We start from the raw sequence: 16,587 nt of genomic DNA on the forward strand, positions 1-16,587 counted from the left end.
GATTAGGGCGGCTTCGTCGTTAATTACCCCGCCAGTTGGCCGCTAAGCAATAGCCATAGCGCAATTAAAGCAAAGTGTCCTGGATACCAAGCAAGCCATAGACGGCGTGGCATGGCCAGGGCTACGGGGGGGACGCGTTGGGCAGCGCCCGCTGCTAGCATCAATATCACCATGCAGGTGCCAACGGTAAACGACTTTGCCATGTCTGAGGCATTCATTTGACCGGCTATCCAAAGTGCGGGAAATGCGGCTAAACCTGCCCACAAGCGCGATTTTAGCGCGTCGCGGGTTTCGTTAAGCGCCTGCATGGCAAACATTAATAGCGGAATCAGTAGCAAACCGTTATGGCCGTACTCCACCCAGAAGCCCAACAAATACCAAACGGTGACGCCTACCGCTGCTCCAAGCATTAGCCAAGCTAATCCTAGCGTCTGCTGTTGATAGTGCTGCCAACCTTGGCGAACCAGTGCGCCCAGCGCTAAGCCACAGGCAAGCGTGAAGCAGACATTAAGAATAAAATCGTCAGACGCGCGTGGCATTAGCATATAAGGCAACTGAGCCACTAAACCAATGACCAGTATGCGGCGTGAGTAGCGTAGTGGGTTACGGGTATTGAACAGCCCGTGCCAGGCAACCATTGCCGCAAACAGAGGAAAGGCGATACGGCCAATGGACGAGCCTGCCCAGCTTAAGTCCCAGTCACCCGGTAGCACATAGCGAGTAAGGTGATCTACGGTCATGGTGAATAGCGCCAGCCATTGACCCCAGGCGGTCCAATGAGACGAGGGGCGCGCATCGTAAGCCGCCTCGGCGGAGACGTTTGCAGTGGTTTGTTCAGCCATTAGACTTCCTTGTGAGTTTCCTTACTGGATTACAGACTCGATTTGACTGAGCAAGTTCGGTACAGGTTTAAGTGCTAGTTTAAGTACTAGTTTAAGTGCTAGGGGTGACAGAGCTTTTCAGCTAAATGGCCGCTGAAATTCTCCAAGGCCCGCCTCGTTAAGATGCTCAACGGTCATCGTTTCTGCTTTTCCATCCGCACCCATGGTGAATTCAACCTGCGAAACCGAGCCCTCTGGTTGGTTCTCTGTCACCGGGAAGGCGACAAAGCGATCGCCGTCCCAGTGGGTCAACCGCAGGTGCTGTGGCGCGGGGCCAACTTCGAGTACCAAACCGTCAGCGGTCTCACGCACCTCAGCCGCCCCGAAATAGGCATTGCCATAGTCCCCTGCATAAGCGTCGGCAGGTCGGGCCTCAGTGGGCTCAGTCGGAGGTGTCACACCCACCAGATCTCCGGCCGGGGCAGAGAGCGGTGCTATGCGTGGCCCGTAGGCCGCCAGCCAGTCGCGCTGTTCCACACCAAACTCTGCCAGATCAAGAAAGCTGGCCGTCAGCGCCTCGGGGAGACCCGTGGGGGTGGCATTGGTCAGCACGATGATCCCAAGCCCAAGGTCCGGCAGCATCGAATAGGAGGTCGCCGCACCAAAAGCGAAGGCGCCCGAATGGCTCACCACGACACGCCCAGTGGGACGCACCCCGACGCCAAATCCGTAACCATAGGTACCAGCCCGATCGGCCGCGTCACCGGGGCGGCTGCTGATGGCATGTGGTGAAAGCGCGGGCACGAGCGCTTCGGGCGCAATCAGTTGCTGCTCTGCAAAGCGCCCGTTGGAGAGCACCAGCTTCATCCATTTCGCCATGTCTCGCACGCTGGAGCTTACCCCACCCGCCGGACTTTGCGCATCGGGCTGGCGCAGGTCTGCCACTCGGAAGCCGTTGGCATCCGGCACATGGCTAGCGGCGCGATTATCGCGCGCCATGTAATCCGAGTGGCGCGAGCTGGTTGCCTCCATGCCGAGCGGACCATAGAGCGCCTCTTCCGAGAGCGTTGACCAGTCCTTGCCGGTTGCGGTGGCTACCGCCTCTGCGGCAGCCGTCAGGCCGAAATTCGTATAGGCGTAATCGGCTCTGAACTGCCCCATGGGCAGCTGCGCCAGCCGCTCCAGTACAGCGCGACGGTCATAGCCTATATCCTCGAGATCATCACCGGCGTGGTCCGGCAGGCCCGAGCGGTGCGCATAGAGATCCCCGATGGTGACATGATTGCTGACCCAGGGATCGCCCAGGTCGAACCACGGTAAGTGGTTGCGCACCGGATCATCCCAACTGACGGTCCCTTGCGAAACCTGCGTGGCCACCACCGTGGCTCCGACAGATTTGGATAACGAAGCGAGCAGAAAGACCGTATCCGCATCAACCTGTTCCTCCGCGCCCTCCGCCCGTAGCCCCCAGCCGCGCATCAGCAGTGTCTCTTCCCCATGTACCACGGCAACGGCGAGGCCCGGTACCCCGGTTCGCTCCAACATATCCTGTGCCAACTCATCCAGCGAAGCGACCGCCTCATCGATCCGTGCCTGCGGCACTGGCAGTAGGTTCACCCGCGCAGGAGAGATCGCCGGGTCCGGCAAGGTGATGGCTGGCAGCGTCTCCGCATGGAGCGGAGCATTGAACGCAAGCAATGCGGCGGCAGCGCTAAGAACGCTCAAGGCCGAGGTCATAAGGGGGCGTGTGGCTTTCGATGTGGTCATGTCAGGATCTCCTGTGGGATGGGTGGCGCGACAGGTGAGGCGATACCTCCTAGCGGATCAGAAGGGCATTGCCAGTTGGAAAATTAGTTTGCCCCCCTTGTCGTCCACTATGTCAGAACGGGTCCAAGGAAGCGCACCGATAACCTGGAAATTCAGCCGTTCTTCTAACGTTCCACCAAGGCCCACTCCATAGGAGCCAAGATACATGTGTCCGGTGACGTCGTCGGACCAGGCTGCGCCGTAATCCACGAAGGCCGAGGTTGAAAGCGTGGGCAGGAGTGCCAGCCCGATATCGAGCTCGTGGCTTACCCGGGCCGAGGCCGCTGCACCTTTGTCGCCAGAGATGGTGCCGCTATCGAAGGCTCTGCCATAAGTCTCGCCTCCAATGCCGAACTGAACAGCCCCCGGCAGGGGCCTGCCAGAGTACTGGCCGCGAGCCAACAATGTCATTGTCGTCGCCTCGCTGAGCGCCTGTGTGTAGTCCAGTTCGGCGGTAACAAAGTGGAAGTCATCCGGCACCGCGCCCAGATCAATATCCGAGTTCGTGCCGAGATTCAACGCTCCTTCGAGGTTGATCTCGGAGGTCTCAAAGCTCTGGCTATATTGCAGTGAGTTCGTCGCCCAGCGGATCCGGCTGCGGGCAGCGGCCGAGCCAAAAACGTCCACGTCATCGTTACGCACCGTCAGCTCAGCCTGCCCCCAGAGCGACCTGTCCAGCGTCCGCAGAAACGGATAGGACATAAACGCCGTGCCTATGGCTGATGTCACATCGATGTCTGGCGCACCAGCTCCTCCGTCGGGGTGTTGGCGCAGATAAACAACGCTATAGCCCGCGCTAAGCCCGTTCGAGCTGATCGGATAGCTTTGCATCATTTGAAGCAGTGTCATCCGGTCAGGGTGTTGCGGTGTGATGACGCCGGTTAGGTTGGTGGTCTCGAACCTGCGCAGGACATCGTTTAGGGTCACCATACTGGCCATTTGTAGTGGGCCAACGGCGTCGGATCCCAGATTATCGAGCCCGATCATTCCTGCGCTGCGATGCTGGGCGACCTCCAGCCGCAGCACTCCGCCGCCCGTCGCGCCTTCGGGGCGCACAAACGTGCCTTCAATCGACAGTCCGGCAAGATCACTCATTAACAATAGTTCGCGCTCGGCCGCCTTTACCCGAATCGGGTGCATGTCGAGAATACGTTGCAGGTAAGGGGACAGTCGGTTCTCGATGCCGGGGATATTGCTGTTGATCTCGATACGGTCGACATAGCCTTCGAATACCTGCAGCTGGATCTGTCCGTCAGAAAAATCCTGCACCGGCACCACTGTCTTGGAAAAATAGCCCGCAGCGAGATAGGCCGCGTCAACAGCATCTGCCATGCGGTAAAGGTCAGCTAGCGTAATTTCGGTGCCGATTTTGCCCTGCCAGATTGGCGTCAACGCCGGCAAGGGTAGAGTCCGCGCGCCATCAATGTGCACCGAGTTTAAGCGAAAACGGATGCTTTTGGCGCGATCTAAGTCGATCTTGTCGCGTTCGTCCTGCACGCCAATGGCGACACTGCCCACCTGTGGCGGCGGTTCATAGCGTTGTAGAATGACAGTTTGCTCGGAGAGGATACGGTCGACGTTCGGCAAGCCCTGTGAAAAGGCCGGGCCCGCGTAACAGGCGCAAAGCAGTGCCAGTGCGCCCAAGCGAAGGGGTGAGGAGCAGCTGGGATGGAGCTGCAATGTTAACGCGCTCACTCTGCCGGAACCGTCGGTGGCATAGAAAACGGATGCCCGAGGGCGACGGATAACGCCTCAAACACGCGGCTAGCGGGCGAGCTGCACGCAAGTTCGTCGGGGTTATTCGGTAGCACGTCCTCATCCCCGCAATCGCCCGAAGGGATGTCGCTGTTAGCCTGGACGACTACCGTCGTGTCTGTCGTCGTGTCGTAAAACACCGTCGTGTTGTAACCCGGCAGTTCGCCCGTGTGGCCGACCCAGCCGTCGACGCATCCCATGGCGATGCCGTAGCCTGCCGGTTCGGGGAAGGACCGCAGGCGCTGGTGCTGTGTCTCGGCGCTTAACAGGCCTTTGCCTGTGCCGAGGGATCGCCCATAAACCAGCAGGTCGTCGAGAGTTGAGATCATTCCGCCCGCTGTCCATCCCCAAGACGGATTCCAATGCGTCGCGTTCGAAGGCGCTGTCGGCGTGGCAGCATCACCTTGCAGGGTAAATCCCTGCGGATAAGGCGTTGGCATAAGGGTGGCACCGTCAGGACCGATGGTCTCTGCCAGGCCCAGTGGTTCCAGGATCATCGAAGCAAAGACAGTGTCGATATCTTGCCCGGTCACCTGCTCAATCACGAGGCCCAGCAGCACGGTATTGGTGTTTGAATAATTGAATTCCTCCCCCGGCGCAAAGATCGGTGAACCGGGGAGGGCAAAATCGAGCAGCTCCTGCGGCGTATAAGGCAAGTTAGGATCTGCGAAGAACTGATCAAGGAAAGGGTCAGCCTGAGTATAGCTCAGCAGGCCGCTGGTCATGCTGGCCAGATGGCGTAGGGTGATGATATCGCCATTGGGAATGCCGGACACATACTGGTCGATCGTATCGTCGAGTGATAGCTTGCCAGCTTCGGCCAGTTGCATCAGGGCGGTACCGGTGAAGGTCTTGGTGATCGATCCGATCCGGGTATGCATGCCGACTTCCATCGCAGCCTCGGTTTCGGGGTCCGCAACGCCCCAAGCACCGCTCCACCTGCCCTCGGGTGTGACAACGCCCGCAATAATCCCCGGCGCAGCGGCCCCGTCCAGTGCCCCAAGCGCGGCCGCATCAAGGGCGTCGGCCAGCGTCTCAGGCAGCGGCGTGTCGGGTGGCGTGATGGCTGCACGAGCCGTTACCGCTGCCGGGTCGGCCACGCAGAACTGCTGCGCCTGATCTTGAGCCTGCGCTGTAACCGGGGCCGCGAGGGCAAAAGCCACAGCACAGACCGAGAGGCTGGGCCGAAACTGGCGGGCCGTTCTGTGATGGAGTCTGATCGCTGTCATGTGCCTGTCCCTTGTTTGTTATGCACTTGCTACTTGGATTGCTTCGAAAGCGAAGATAGCCCATTTATGATTGCAAACAAACAAATGTAAAGTTCAATTAAGGTGCAATGTGGGTATAATTTGCGCTTTACTAATCCGCTTATGCCCTTTACCTAACGGCTGCCGCCATTCGTGCGCTACGGCCTGGGGTAGTCAGTTCCGAGGCCCCCTACGGCATGATTTCGAAAGATATCAAGGTAAACCTAAGCGAAGGCATTTTGCTGTGTGGCGAAGTACAGATGCGCCTGCGTCCCAAGACCCTGTCTGTTTTGGTGGCATTGGTGGAGCAACAAGGCGAAGTGGTCAGCACGGCTGATTTGCGGCGCATGATATGGGGCAATAGCCATGGCAACGAGGCAGGCCCCAAACAGTGCATCCGCGAATTACGCCGGATGCTGGACGACAGCGCCCAAGACGCCGGGCTGATCGAGACAGTGGGTCGCCGGGGCTACCGGCTGACGCGTCCGATCGCGCTGATCGGCGCTGCGTCTGAGGGTCTTATAACGGCATCGACGGTACTCTGCCTCGGGCGGGATAAAGAGCTGGAAGTTCTAAGCGAAAGGGCCGACGCCGCCAAGCGCGGTCGACGGGCGCTGGCTTTTATTTCGGGCGAGGCAGGGGCCGGTAAGACACGCCTTCTGGAAGCATTTGAGGCTGGTTTACCCCAGCGCACACCGCTGTGGGTCGCCTGGGGACAGGCCATTGCGCACCCTGGCGCACGCGAGCCCTACGGGCTGCTGATGGATGTGTTGACGCAACTTATGGCCGGGCCTGAGGGGGGGACGCTGGCGCGACTTCTGCCACTCGTCGCTCCCTCTTGGGTCAAGCAACAACCTGGGCGTCGCTCGAAGGCGGAAGCGTTGGACCGTACTCGCCGCGACTCAATGCTGCGGGAGTTCTCCGCGCTGATGGAGCGGCTGACCCGTGGCCGCCCTGGTATTCTCGTGCTTGAGGATCTGCACTGGGCAGACCCCAGTACGCTAGCTTGGCTAGCGGCTTGGGGGCTACAACGCACTCCGGCGCGATTACTGGTGCTGGGTAGCTATCGCGATGATGAACTAGACCGCGCTGGAACGCTTGCGGCAACACTGAGTCAGCTAAGTCGGCAGCCAGACTGCAGGTTGATCACCCTTGGTGGTCTCGATGAGGCGGCAGTGTCTGGATGCCTTGCAGAGCGCTTCCAGGGTAACGCTTTTCCTCCTGATTTGGCTCAGACTCTTGCCTACCGAACCGAGGGTCATGCCATGCTTGTTGATGCGGCGGCAGACTTTTGGCAGGCGCAAGGTCTTGTGCGGCGCGACGAGACTGGCTGGCAGCTTTCCAGCTCTCCTGAAGCGTTGGTCGCAGCCATCGCCCCCAGTGTCCGTACCCTGATCGAGACTGAACGCACTAGCCGCCTGCTGGCTGAGGAGCGCAGCTTGCTTGAAACCGCCAGTGTAGCGGGATCGAACTTTTCCGCGATTGACCTGGCCGACAACCGCGACGGGGTGGAGGCGGCAGAGCGGCAGCTAGAACTCCTCGCCCGAAACCGACGATTTATCACCCGTGCGGGCCTCAGCTATCGACCCGACGGATCGGTGGCCACGCGCTATGCCTTCCGGCACGCGCTACATCACGAAGCGCTCTACGATGGGTTGCCGGCAGCGAACAGGCAAGGCACGCACCGAAGGGTCGGTCTGCGGCTGGAGGCCAGCCACGGTAATGCAGCGGGTGAGATTGCCCCCGTACTGGCCGATCACTTTGAACGCGGCGCCGACTGGCCGCGTGCCGCACGCTATCGTGTGCTGTCGGGGTGGCGTGCGCAGGCGCGTGGTGCCTCCATGGATGCAGCAGAGCAGTTCCGCAGAGCACGGGACCTGCTGACCCGAGGCAGCGGGGCTGGTACGACGAACCCTGAGGCCGACCGCGCGACTGAACTCGATGCCCTGCTTGGGCTTGGCGCGGCGCTCATTGTCTCGGATGGCTTTACTGCGGAAGAGCTTCGGGAGGTTTACCGCCGCGCGGGGCAACTAGCTGCCCAGGTCGGCGATCCCGCTACGACGATCCCGGTTCTCGCAGGGCTTTGGAACGATCACCTGACGCGGGCTGAACTGACCCGCGCCGAAGATCTCGCGCTAGGGCTGCAGGCTCTCGCAGGGCATGCACCAGCACATATGGCGATGGTAGCCCATAACGCTGTCGGGCAGACTCGGTTTTTCACCGGCGCTTTACCGGCTTGCGCCGCAGAAATCGCCGCCGTGCTGGAAATCGCCCCCCGCCATGCCGAACAGAACGGTAATGTCCTCTTCGGTGAGGACCCTGAGGTTGTATGTCGCCAGTACGCGGCCTGTGTCGCTGAACTGACTGGCGCCTCGACAGAGGCTGAGCGGCACTTTACCGCTGGCAGTGCGCGCGCCGACCGACTGGGCACCGCCTTTGGGCGCGCCCAGATGCTCTGGTGCGGGGCGGTCTGTGCGCGTCTCCGTAGCGATGTCGGACTGACCCGCGAGCGGGCTGAAGCGCTTGTTGCCCTGTGCCGGAGTGAGGCGGTGCCCGTTTGGGGCGACGCAGGTGAGATGCTGGCGGGCTGGGCGCAGGCAATGGCCGGCGATACAGTCGGGGCCTCGCGGATTGCAGCGGGGCTCTCGGCTTTCAACTCGATGGGCGTGAGGGTCACGCTACCTTTTGGCCATGGGCTCGCCGCAGAGGTCGCGGGAAATATGGGTGATCCAGTCGCTGGAATGCATGCCTTGCGTCAAGCTTTCGCGATCGTCCGGGCGAGCGGCGAACGCTGGTACTTGGCCGAGCTTCACCGACTGCGCGCTGGGCTGGCTCAAAAGGCGGGTCGCCCCGATATTGCCAGCCGAGCGCTCGCCCATGCCGAAGCCGTAGCGCGGGCGCAGGGCAGGATCGAACTGGTCACGTGAGAGCGGGTACAAAAGTTGGCCTCGGCAGTTGCGGAACGAGTCGCTTTGCAGCAATTAAATCTCAGCTTTTGTGTTCAAAATTGTGCATTACACAATCACGCTAGAGGCGTTAGGTGGCACTGGGGGCAAAGAGGGGAAGGCTATTCGTCGAACCATTCGCTCAGATAAAAGCAGGCGATATCGCCGCTAGTACCTGGGGGGAGTGCGCCTAGAGCTGGCAATTGCAACCAGAAGGGCGCTGAAAGAAGAAAAGTGTGCATGATAGCTTCTCGCGGTATAAGCCTCCCCGAGATGGGGAGGCATACACAGGCTGCTAGCGCTTACTCTTCGCCAAAGTAGCGAGCGAAAATTTCGTCGTAAGTGCCGTTTTCTTTCAATTCAGCAAGGGCTTCGTTGAATTTCTCAGCGAGTGCTTCGTCACGCTGGCGGAAGGCGATACCAAAACCTTCACCGAAAACTTCCTTGGGCTCGGTAACCATCTCGCCGACTACTTTGTAGTCGCTATCTTCGTTTTCAAGTAGGGTAGATTTGCCTACTGAAAACTCCAGGAAGACAGCGTCCAGACGCTCGGCGTCCATATCCAGCACCATATCATCGGCGGTGGAGTAGCGGTTGATAGTCGCGGTGTCGCCGAGGGTATCGGTGGCGAAGTTGTCATAGGTGGTGCCGCGCTGTACGCCAATGGATAAACCCTCAAGGGTTTCCACTGTAGCCTCTTCTAGGTCGCTGTCTGCTGGAGCGAACCAAGCACCGGGCATGGTGATATAGGGGTCGGAGAAGAGCAGTGTCTGGCGCCGCTCTTCATTGATGGTCATCGACGACATAATGGCATCGTAGTTGCGTGATAAAAGGCCAGGAACAATGCCATCCCACTCTTGCTCGACCCACTCACAGGTCACACCCATCTGATCACATAGGGCGTTGCCCAGGTCGATATCAAAACCAGTCAGTTCACCATCGGCTGTGCGGTATTCCATTGGTTCATAGGGAACGTCGACGCCAATACGTACATGGTCGTAATCCCGCGCCTGGGCAGAAGAGGCCGCGGCAATGGCTAAACCAAGCACAGATACTGTTAGTAATTTCTTCATTCTTATACTCCGTAGAAAGCAGGTTCACTAGAGGTGATCCCCTTTAACGTACCCTAGGTTGGGGCGAACGAAAAGAGGGAGCGTTGCTATGAACCAACGTTTGTTTGACGGTGCAACAAACGAGGCTGTTTTTATCACTCGATGCTTTTGTTGTTAAGTGCTCTTGATACGGTTCTCGTGATGCTAGTTATTTTGCGGCCTTAAGTGGGCCAACAGCTTTTTCTCCAGGAAGCGGAAGAAGTACAAAATGGCAAATGTGAGGCAAAGATAGATCACTGCTACAAATAAGAAAGCATCAAACGGTGCGTAGAAGCGGGCATAAACGAAGCGTGCAGCCCCTGTCAGATCCATTAGCGTGACGACGCTGGCAATGGCGCTGGCATGCAGCATAAAGATAACTTCGTTGCCATAGGCGGGCAGGGCACGTCGGAAAGCGCTGGGCAGAATAATACGCCGCATCATCAGGTTTTGTGACATGCCGTAAGCCCTGGCAGCTTCAATTTCCCCTTTGGATGTCGCTTTGATAGCCCCTCGGAAAATTTCAGTAGTATAGGCCGCCGTATTAAGCGTGAAGGCAATCAGCGCGGGGTAGAAAGCTTCCCGCAGGATTGGCCACAAAAATGTTTCTTGGATACCGTCAACAAATACCACGCCATAGTAAATGATATATAGCTGAATCAGCAGTGGCGTGCCACGAAAGACATAGGTGTAAAAATAGATGGGTAAACTAATCCACTTATGCTTTGAGCTGCGCATAACGGCAAGTGGCACTGCCAGTATTAAGCCCGCTACCAAAGACAGGAATACCAGTTGGGTTGTCGTGACTAGCCCTTCCCAGTAGTAGCCTAACGTATCTGGGGTGAAAATTACGTTGCCAGCTAGCAGGTCGTTGAACCACGCAGAAATATCCAGCATCTCATTGCCCCCCAAAGCCAATGTCGTAACGTTTTTGTAGCCGCACGAAGATCCACTCGGATACGCTAGCAATCAGCAAGTAAGCCGCTGCGACGGGAAGTAAGAAAGTAAAGGGTTCATGGGTGGCTCGGGAAGCCTCCGCAGCGACGCGAACCATATCTGTCAAACCGATCACTGATACCAGTGCCGTTGTTTTAAGCAGCACCATCCAGTTGTTAGATAAGCCAGGGAGTGCGTGGCGCATCATTTGCGGAAAGCGAATACGCCGAAATACCAAAGCGCTGCTCATACCGTACGCTTTTCCTGCTTCAATCTGGCCGTTATCAACCGCCATGAAAGCGCCGCGGAAGGTTTCACCCATGTAAGCGCCAAAAATGAAGCCGATTGTCAGAACACCCGCCGCGAATGCATTAAAATTAATATAAATATCAATTCCATAGCTGTCGTACAGCATGTCGCTAATGGCATTGACACCGATTTGACCGCCAAAGAACAGCAGCATCATCAGTACCAGATCGGGCACGCCGCGAATAACGGTGGTGTATACCGTTGCAATGCGGTGCAGGAGCCAACTGCGTGACATTTTGGCAGTCGCTGTTAACAAGCCAAGTAAAATGGCCAGAATAAGCGAAAGAACCGCTAATTGAATGGTAATGCCCGCCCCTTCGATCAGGCGGGGGCCATAACCTTGCAAATCAAGCATGGTGTGCCTCGCTGATCAGTATTTGGGGGCCAGAAATTGCTTTAAGCGCGGTGATTGCGGATTGCCCAGTACATCAGCTGGCGCGCCAGCTTCTTCTACCAAGCCTTGGTGCAGGTAAATCACTTTGCTGGATACATCGCGGGCAAAACTCATCTCGTGAGTGACCACCACCATGGTGCGCCCTTCATCGGCTAAGCCGTGCATTACTTTCAAAACGTCGCCGACCAGCTCTGGGTCAAGCGCCGACGTTGGCTCATCGAACAGCATTACTTCGGGATCCATCGCGAGCGCTCGGGCAATTGCTCCGCGCTGTTGCTGTCCGCCCGACATTTGCGCCGGGTAGGCATCAGCGCGTGCGCTTAGCCCAACGCGCTCAAGCAGCGCTCGTGCGTGTTCGATAGCTTCTTTTTTGGGTTTTCCCAGGACATGAATAGGTGCTTCGATAATGTTCTCAAGCAATGTCATGTGGGCCCATAGGTTGAAACTCTGGAAAACCATCGACAGCTTGGCACGCATTTGCACGACTTGTTTCCAATCGGCAGGTTCGCGGCCATGTTTGGTTGTTTTAAAGCGAATCTGCTCGCCATGAACGAACAGTTCACCCTCGTCAGGTTGTTCCAAGAGGTTCATACAGCGCAAGAAGGTGCTTTTGCCAGACCCCGAGGCACCTATCAGAGTGATGACATCACCCTTTTGAGCTTCGAGAGAGAGGCCTTTGAGAACTTCTGTATCGCCAAAGCGCTTTTTTATATTGCGCACTTCAAGAGGGGTAGGCGTATCAGCCATAACAGTGGCTCCAGTACAGGGTTGCCGCTACAGCAACAGGTTTAAGACATGTGCTTGATAGGCGGCTAGCGCGAAAAAAGGGGCGATTCTATCAGGCCTTGTGCGTATTGCGTGCTTTCCTTATGCGATTAATAAGAAAAACGTTTGTTTAATACACATTGATAAGCCTTGAAAAGCCTCTACGTTATTGTTGTTAAAGCATTTGTTCAAATTTTCTTAATGTGGTGCTTGGGTCGCTAGCTGGCGTGAGAAGGGGCAACTAGCAGCGCGGCTCGTGCGCCAATCTCAACCTTTGCGTTGGGAAATACCACATGTAAAGGCGTGTCCCCAACAATAAAATCACCTGCGACGCTATCTTTGGCGAGACAAGTGCCCGGCTCAAAGCGGCTGAAATTGGGGACATCTTCATCGAAACAGAGACAAAAGTTTTCAGCCTGGCGCATTAGCTCATGCTGAACTTGGAAAAACTTCATTGTTTCAGCGGGCTTTTTAGGCGGCTGTTCCCCAGCGCTAAGCGCGCTAATAAGCGTTAACATCGGTGCTAATGCCGCCATATCGTTTTCTCCAAAGGGCGCAACGCGGCCTAATTCGAAAGTGAAGGCTTGGGCAGCATGGTAGTGCTTACTATAGTGAGAAAACGTCCAACTGTGCTGGTGTTGGTGTAGCACCGCTTGCATATCCGCCGCCGCGAGCCATTCCCACTGCTCTGGGTGGATCACGGTGTCTGCGAACGGCTCTACAACGAAGCGAGTATAGAGGCTACCGCGAATGGCCGTGTGTAAATCGTAGTGCAGTTTAGGCAGCGCCTGATGACGATTATAAAAACTGTCTACCGCTGACATTAACTCGCGAGCCCGATCAGGCTCATCGCCTGTTTCGGCGAGTTCGCGCTGAAATAAGCGGTTGAGGTTCGTCCTGATAAACCTCTGCTGGGCTTTTAAGGCAGGCAGATTGCCCAAGATCACTAACACGGGAGCACCAAGAGTGACCGTGCCAGCTTCTATCGCAGCTAGCCAGCTACCCAACAGCTCTACGGGGGCCGTTTCGTTACCGTGTATCGCTGCAGAGAATACGCAAGCATGAGCCGCTGGACGAACGGTCGCCGGGGTTATCTCTAAAATTCCCGGTGCATGTAATTGGTAGGTACCGCTGCCAAAGCGGCCTGACCGCGGAGAAGAGTGTTTGTCATCGAGAGTCCAATCAAGCCATTGGCCAAGCATGAAGTTTTCCTTGAGCAGGGAGCGTCAGCTTTTTGTAATGTTGTACCTTTAACACGCTGAAGCTTAACCACAAGGGGGGACGTCGATAGCATGAAAAACGCAGGTGCGAACATGAAAATTCAGCGTGAAAAGTATCGATGCCCACTGATGTATATGAAAAGGTTCTAATCGATAAAATCGAAGGAGGGCATCGAAAACATTCGCTTTTTTCTACGCTACGCTGAGCTATTGTATTAATAGATTTTCATAAGACCTTTCCATAAGACCTTTTCATAAGCCCAAGACGGGCAAGACACAGCACTACCAGAAAACACGACAAGGAGTGGGTAATGACAAAGGTACTAGTTCTTTATTATTCCATGTATGGCCACATCGATACGCTAGCGGCCTCGGTGGCAGAGGGGGCGAAAAGCGTTGATGGTGTTGAAGTGACCGTTAAACGTGTGCCTGAGACTATGCCAGCAGAAGCGTTCAAAAATGCGGGTGGTAAGCAGGACTTCACAACGCCAGAAGCGACGCCACAGGAGCTTGCTGATTACGACGCGATCATTTTTGGCACGCCAACGCGTTTCGGCAATATGGCTGGTCAGATGCGTACCTTCTTAGACCAAACTGGTGGGTTGTGGGCCAAGGGCGCGCTGCGTGGCAAGGTGGCGAGTGTGTTCACCTCTACCGGGACCGGCGGCGGTGATGAAATGACCATTACCTCCACTTGGACAACGTTAGCCCATCACGGCATGGTAATTGTGCCGATTGGCTATGGTATTGAAGAGCAGTTTGATATTTCCAAAGTGAGCGGTGGAACACCCTATGGTGCATCCACGCTTGCTGGGGGCGATGGTTCACGTCAGCCGGATGATCGCGAGCTAAAAATTGCCCATTTCCAAGGTAAGCATGTCGCCGAAATTACTGCGAAGCTGGCGAGCTAACGCCCGTTTGCCAGCACGCTTGAAAGGCAATGCCTCACTGTTTTTACAGTGAGGCATTGTTTAGCATTGTTTAGTTAGCCTTAGCCGCGAATACGTTCAGCAATCGCTTGACCTAGACTTAGCGTATTGCCTAGCCCGCCAATATCTCCGGTAAGTACTTGGCTATCGCCTTCGCTCAACACGTCTTCAATGGCTTTCACCATCGTATCGGCGGCTTCTTGATAACCCAAGTGTTCTAGCATCATGGCACCAGACCAGATTTGGCCAATAGGGTTAGCAATACCTTTGCCAGCGATGTCTGGTGCGCTGCCGTGAACCGGTTCAAACAGGCTGGGGAACGTGCCTTCCGGGTTTATATTAGCAGAGGGCGCAATGCCGATAGTACCAGTGCAGGCGGGGCCAAGGTCTGAAAGAATATCGCCAAACAGGTTACTGCCGACCACCACATCAAACCAGTCTGGGTGCAGTACAAAGTTAGCGGTTAGGATATCAATATGAAATTTATCCACCGCAATGTCGGGATACTGCTTGGCCATTTCGGCTACCCGCTCGTCCCAGTAGGGCATGGTGATTGAGATGCCGTTGGACTTGGTGGCCGAGGTGAGCTTTTTACGCGGACGGGTTTGGGCAAGATCAAACGCATACTTCAGAACTCGGTCGACGCCGACGCGGCTCATCACCGTCTCTTGAAGAACAATTTCACGCTCGGTGCCTTCGAACATTTTGCCGCCGACACTTGAATACTCGCCTTCGGTGTTTTCACGCACGACATAAAAGTCGATATCGCCTGGCTCGCGGCCTGCTAATGGACTTTTGATGCCCGGCATCAGTTTGCAGGGGCGTAAGTTAATGTACTGGTCAAACTGGCGACGAAACTGTAGCAACGAACCCCAGAGTGAAATATGGTCGGGCACTTTGTCGGGCCAGCCGACGGCGCCGTAAAACAGCGCATCAAAGCCCTTGAGCTGCTCGAACCAGTCGTCGGGCAGCATTTTGCCGTGCGCTAGGTAGTAGTCACAGCTGCCAAATTCAAACGTTGTGAATGCAAGGTCAATGTTGAAACGCTGTGCGGCAGCTTCCAGGGCGCGAATGCCTTCGGGCATGACTTCGGTGCCAATACCGTCGCCAGCGATGACAGCAATGCGGTGGGCCATAGTGGCTCCTTCTGTAGTTAGCGTTCGGGACAGCTATTATCTTGGACAACGTCAATCAATTCACTAGTGGGGAAATTAAGCTCGGCGGCGCGCTGGCGTAGCCGCTCTTCCACCGCGCTTTCCATCACTGGCGTACGCGAGAGAATCCATAGGTAATCGCGGTTCGGGCCTGATACCAGCGCCCACTGATAGTCTTCATCCAGTTCTAAAACGTTATAGCCGCCATAAAAAGGGCCAAAAAAGCTGACTTTTAACCGCCCGATGTTTTCATCGTCAATAAAGTAGGCGCGGCCTTCAGCTTCATTCCATGTTTGCTCTGTGAGGTTGTAGCCACGATTGATCACACGGACACCGCCATCGTCACGTAGGCTGTAGCTAGCCGTTACGCAGTCTAAGTTTCGCTCAAAGGAGTGATCCAAGCGGGCGATTTCATACCACTGACCTAAATAGCGGTTAAGTTCAAAGTCTGTGACAGGCTCGGTGCCGTCAGGAATGCCGGTACAGCCGGTTAGTACTAGGCTGCTGAGGGCCATAAGCCCAATGATTTCCCCCACTTTCTTGCCTGGTATTCGTGCGGCAGTGAGCATTGCACGCTCCTAATGACTGCATGGAATAATAAGTGTTAAATCTATCAGTATGGTGAAATAAGCGCCATGAACGGTTTCCTTAGGTGGTTCTTGAACCGGAAGGAAATGGAAATAGGTTTTGGTATTTCTGTACTGAATAAGCCCTTACAATATCTACAACAAAGGAGTGGTTATGTGGCATCAACAAGAGATTCACTTACCGGAAATGCCCAGGGGCTTTCATCTAATTACGGATGAGATCGCCAGGGCATTGCCGCGCTTGGCCGAGTGTAGTCAAGGGCTACTGCACCTGCAGTTAATGCATACTTCTGCCTCGCTTACATTAAATGAAAACTCTGATCCTGACGTCCGTCACGACCTGGATGCCTTTATTCGCCGCTTAGTACCTGAAGGCCTAAACTATTTTCGCCATACCCTTGAAGGCCCAGATGATATGCCCGCTCATGTAGCCTCCAGCTTATTGGGTACTCAGCTAACGCTCGCCATACGTGATGGCCGTTTGGCGCTGGGCACCTGGCAAGGAATATGGATGGGGGAACACCGTGAGCAGGGTGGTTCGCGCCGTCTGTTAGCAACGATAAACGGCCGTGAAGCGAATTAAACATCCGATTTTTTTCTTTTCTAACGACTTCTTTTCAATAAGCGC

General features: G+C 56.0%; 14 protein-coding genes. 3 read left to right on the top strand and 11 right to left on the bottom strand.

Annotated elements, in window-relative coordinates; genetic code table 11:
- Positions 1–23 precede the first annotated feature (23 nt).
- The 4 genes from HVE01_RS02030 to HVE01_RS02045 all read right to left on the bottom strand — a co-directional run bounded on the left by HVE01_RS02030 (position 24) and on the right by HVE01_RS02045 (position 5,611).
- The gene (locus HVE01_RS02030; protein WP_146942103.1) at positions 24–842 is read right to left on the bottom strand and encodes a TraX family protein; all 819 of its coding nucleotides are present in this window, start codon (positions 840–842) and stop codon (positions 24–26) included.
- Between the two features lie 117 nt (positions 843–959).
- Positions 960–2,588, bottom strand: a complete 1,629-nt coding sequence (locus HVE01_RS02035) for a serine hydrolase (RefSeq protein WP_146942105.1) — start codon at positions 2,586–2,588, stop codon at positions 960–962.
- Between the two features lie 57 nt (positions 2,589–2,645).
- Positions 2,646–4,322 (bottom strand): ShlB/FhaC/HecB family hemolysin secretion/activation protein, encoded by a 1,677-nt coding sequence (locus tag HVE01_RS02040; RefSeq protein ID WP_146942107.1) that lies wholly within the window; start codon positions 4,320–4,322, stop codon positions 2,646–2,648.
- A complete protein-coding gene (locus tag HVE01_RS02045) occupies positions 4,319–5,611 on the bottom strand; it encodes a serine hydrolase domain-containing protein (RefSeq protein WP_146942109.1) in 1,293 nt (430 codons plus the stop codon). The genes HVE01_RS02040 and HVE01_RS02045 overlap by 4 nt, the downstream gene beginning before the upstream one ends.
- A 215-nt stretch (positions 5,612–5,826) precedes the next feature.
- Between HVE01_RS02045 and HVE01_RS02050 the strand changes: the two genes are divergently transcribed.
- On the top strand, positions 5,827–8,556 hold the full coding sequence (locus HVE01_RS02050) for an AAA family ATPase (protein ID WP_146942111.1): 2,730 nt from the start codon (positions 5,827–5,829) through the stop codon (positions 8,554–8,556).
- A 320-nt stretch (positions 8,557–8,876) separates the two neighbouring features.
- On the opposite strand, the gene HVE01_RS02055 is transcribed toward HVE01_RS02050, so the two are convergent.
- The 5 genes from HVE01_RS02055 to HVE01_RS02075 form a co-directional block, all read right to left on the bottom strand.
- Positions 8,877–9,647 carry a transporter substrate-binding domain-containing protein gene (locus HVE01_RS02055; RefSeq protein WP_089039402.1) on the bottom strand — a complete coding sequence of 257 codons (771 nt, stop codon included), beginning with the start codon at positions 9,645–9,647 and terminating at the stop codon, positions 8,877–8,879.
- A 183-nt stretch (positions 9,648–9,830) separates the two neighbouring features.
- The gene (locus HVE01_RS02060) at positions 9,831–10,562 is read right to left on the bottom strand and encodes an ABC transporter permease (RefSeq protein WP_089039401.1); all 732 of its coding nucleotides are present in this window, start codon (positions 10,560–10,562) and stop codon (positions 9,831–9,833) included.
- A 1-nt stretch (position 10,563) separates the two neighbouring features.
- Positions 10,564–11,265, bottom strand: coding sequence for an ABC transporter permease (locus HVE01_RS02065; protein WP_125750245.1), 702 nt, complete (start codon positions 11,263–11,265; stop codon positions 10,564–10,566).
- Between the two features lie 15 nt (positions 11,266–11,280).
- Positions 11,281–12,051: an ABC transporter ATP-binding protein gene (locus HVE01_RS02070; protein ID WP_125750241.1), complete on the bottom strand. Its 771-nt coding sequence runs from the start codon at positions 12,049–12,051 to the stop codon at positions 11,281–11,283.
- Between the two features lie 236 nt (positions 12,052–12,287).
- Positions 12,288–13,271 (bottom strand): succinylglutamate desuccinylase, encoded by a 984-nt coding sequence (locus tag HVE01_RS02075; RefSeq protein WP_125750238.1) that lies wholly within the window; start codon positions 13,269–13,271, stop codon positions 12,288–12,290.
- 329 nt (positions 13,272–13,600) lie between these two features.
- Here HVE01_RS02075 and wrbA point away from each other — a divergent pair, with 329 nt between their 5' ends.
- Entirely contained in the window at positions 13,601–14,200 is a 600-nt protein-coding gene (wrbA, locus tag HVE01_RS02080) for an NAD(P)H:quinone oxidoreductase (RefSeq protein WP_125750235.1), read from the top strand.
- Positions 14,201–14,280: 80 nt separating this feature from the next.
- On the opposite strand, the gene HVE01_RS02085 is transcribed toward wrbA, so the two are convergent.
- Together HVE01_RS02085 and HVE01_RS02090 are read right to left on the bottom strand one after the other, a co-directional pair.
- Positions 14,281–15,354 carry a tartrate dehydrogenase gene (locus HVE01_RS02085; RefSeq protein WP_125750232.1) on the bottom strand — a complete coding sequence of 358 codons (1,074 nt, stop codon included), beginning with the start codon at positions 15,352–15,354 and terminating at the stop codon, positions 14,281–14,283.
- 17 nt (positions 15,355–15,371) lie between these two features.
- On the bottom strand, positions 15,372–15,887 hold the full coding sequence (locus tag HVE01_RS02090; RefSeq protein ID WP_146942160.1) for a lipocalin family protein: 516 nt from the start codon (positions 15,885–15,887) through the stop codon (positions 15,372–15,374).
- Between the two features lie 226 nt (positions 15,888–16,113).
- Between HVE01_RS02090 and HVE01_RS02095 the strand changes: the two genes are divergently transcribed.
- Positions 16,114–16,542 (top strand): secondary thiamine-phosphate synthase enzyme YjbQ, encoded by a 429-nt coding sequence (locus HVE01_RS02095; RefSeq protein ID WP_125750229.1) that lies wholly within the window; start codon positions 16,114–16,116, stop codon positions 16,540–16,542.
- Positions 16,543–16,587 lie beyond the last annotated feature (45 nt).

The sequence above is a fragment of the Vreelandella venusta genome (assembly GCF_007989605.1).
Lineage (GTDB): Bacteria > Pseudomonadota > Gammaproteobacteria > Pseudomonadales > Halomonadaceae > Vreelandella > Vreelandella venusta.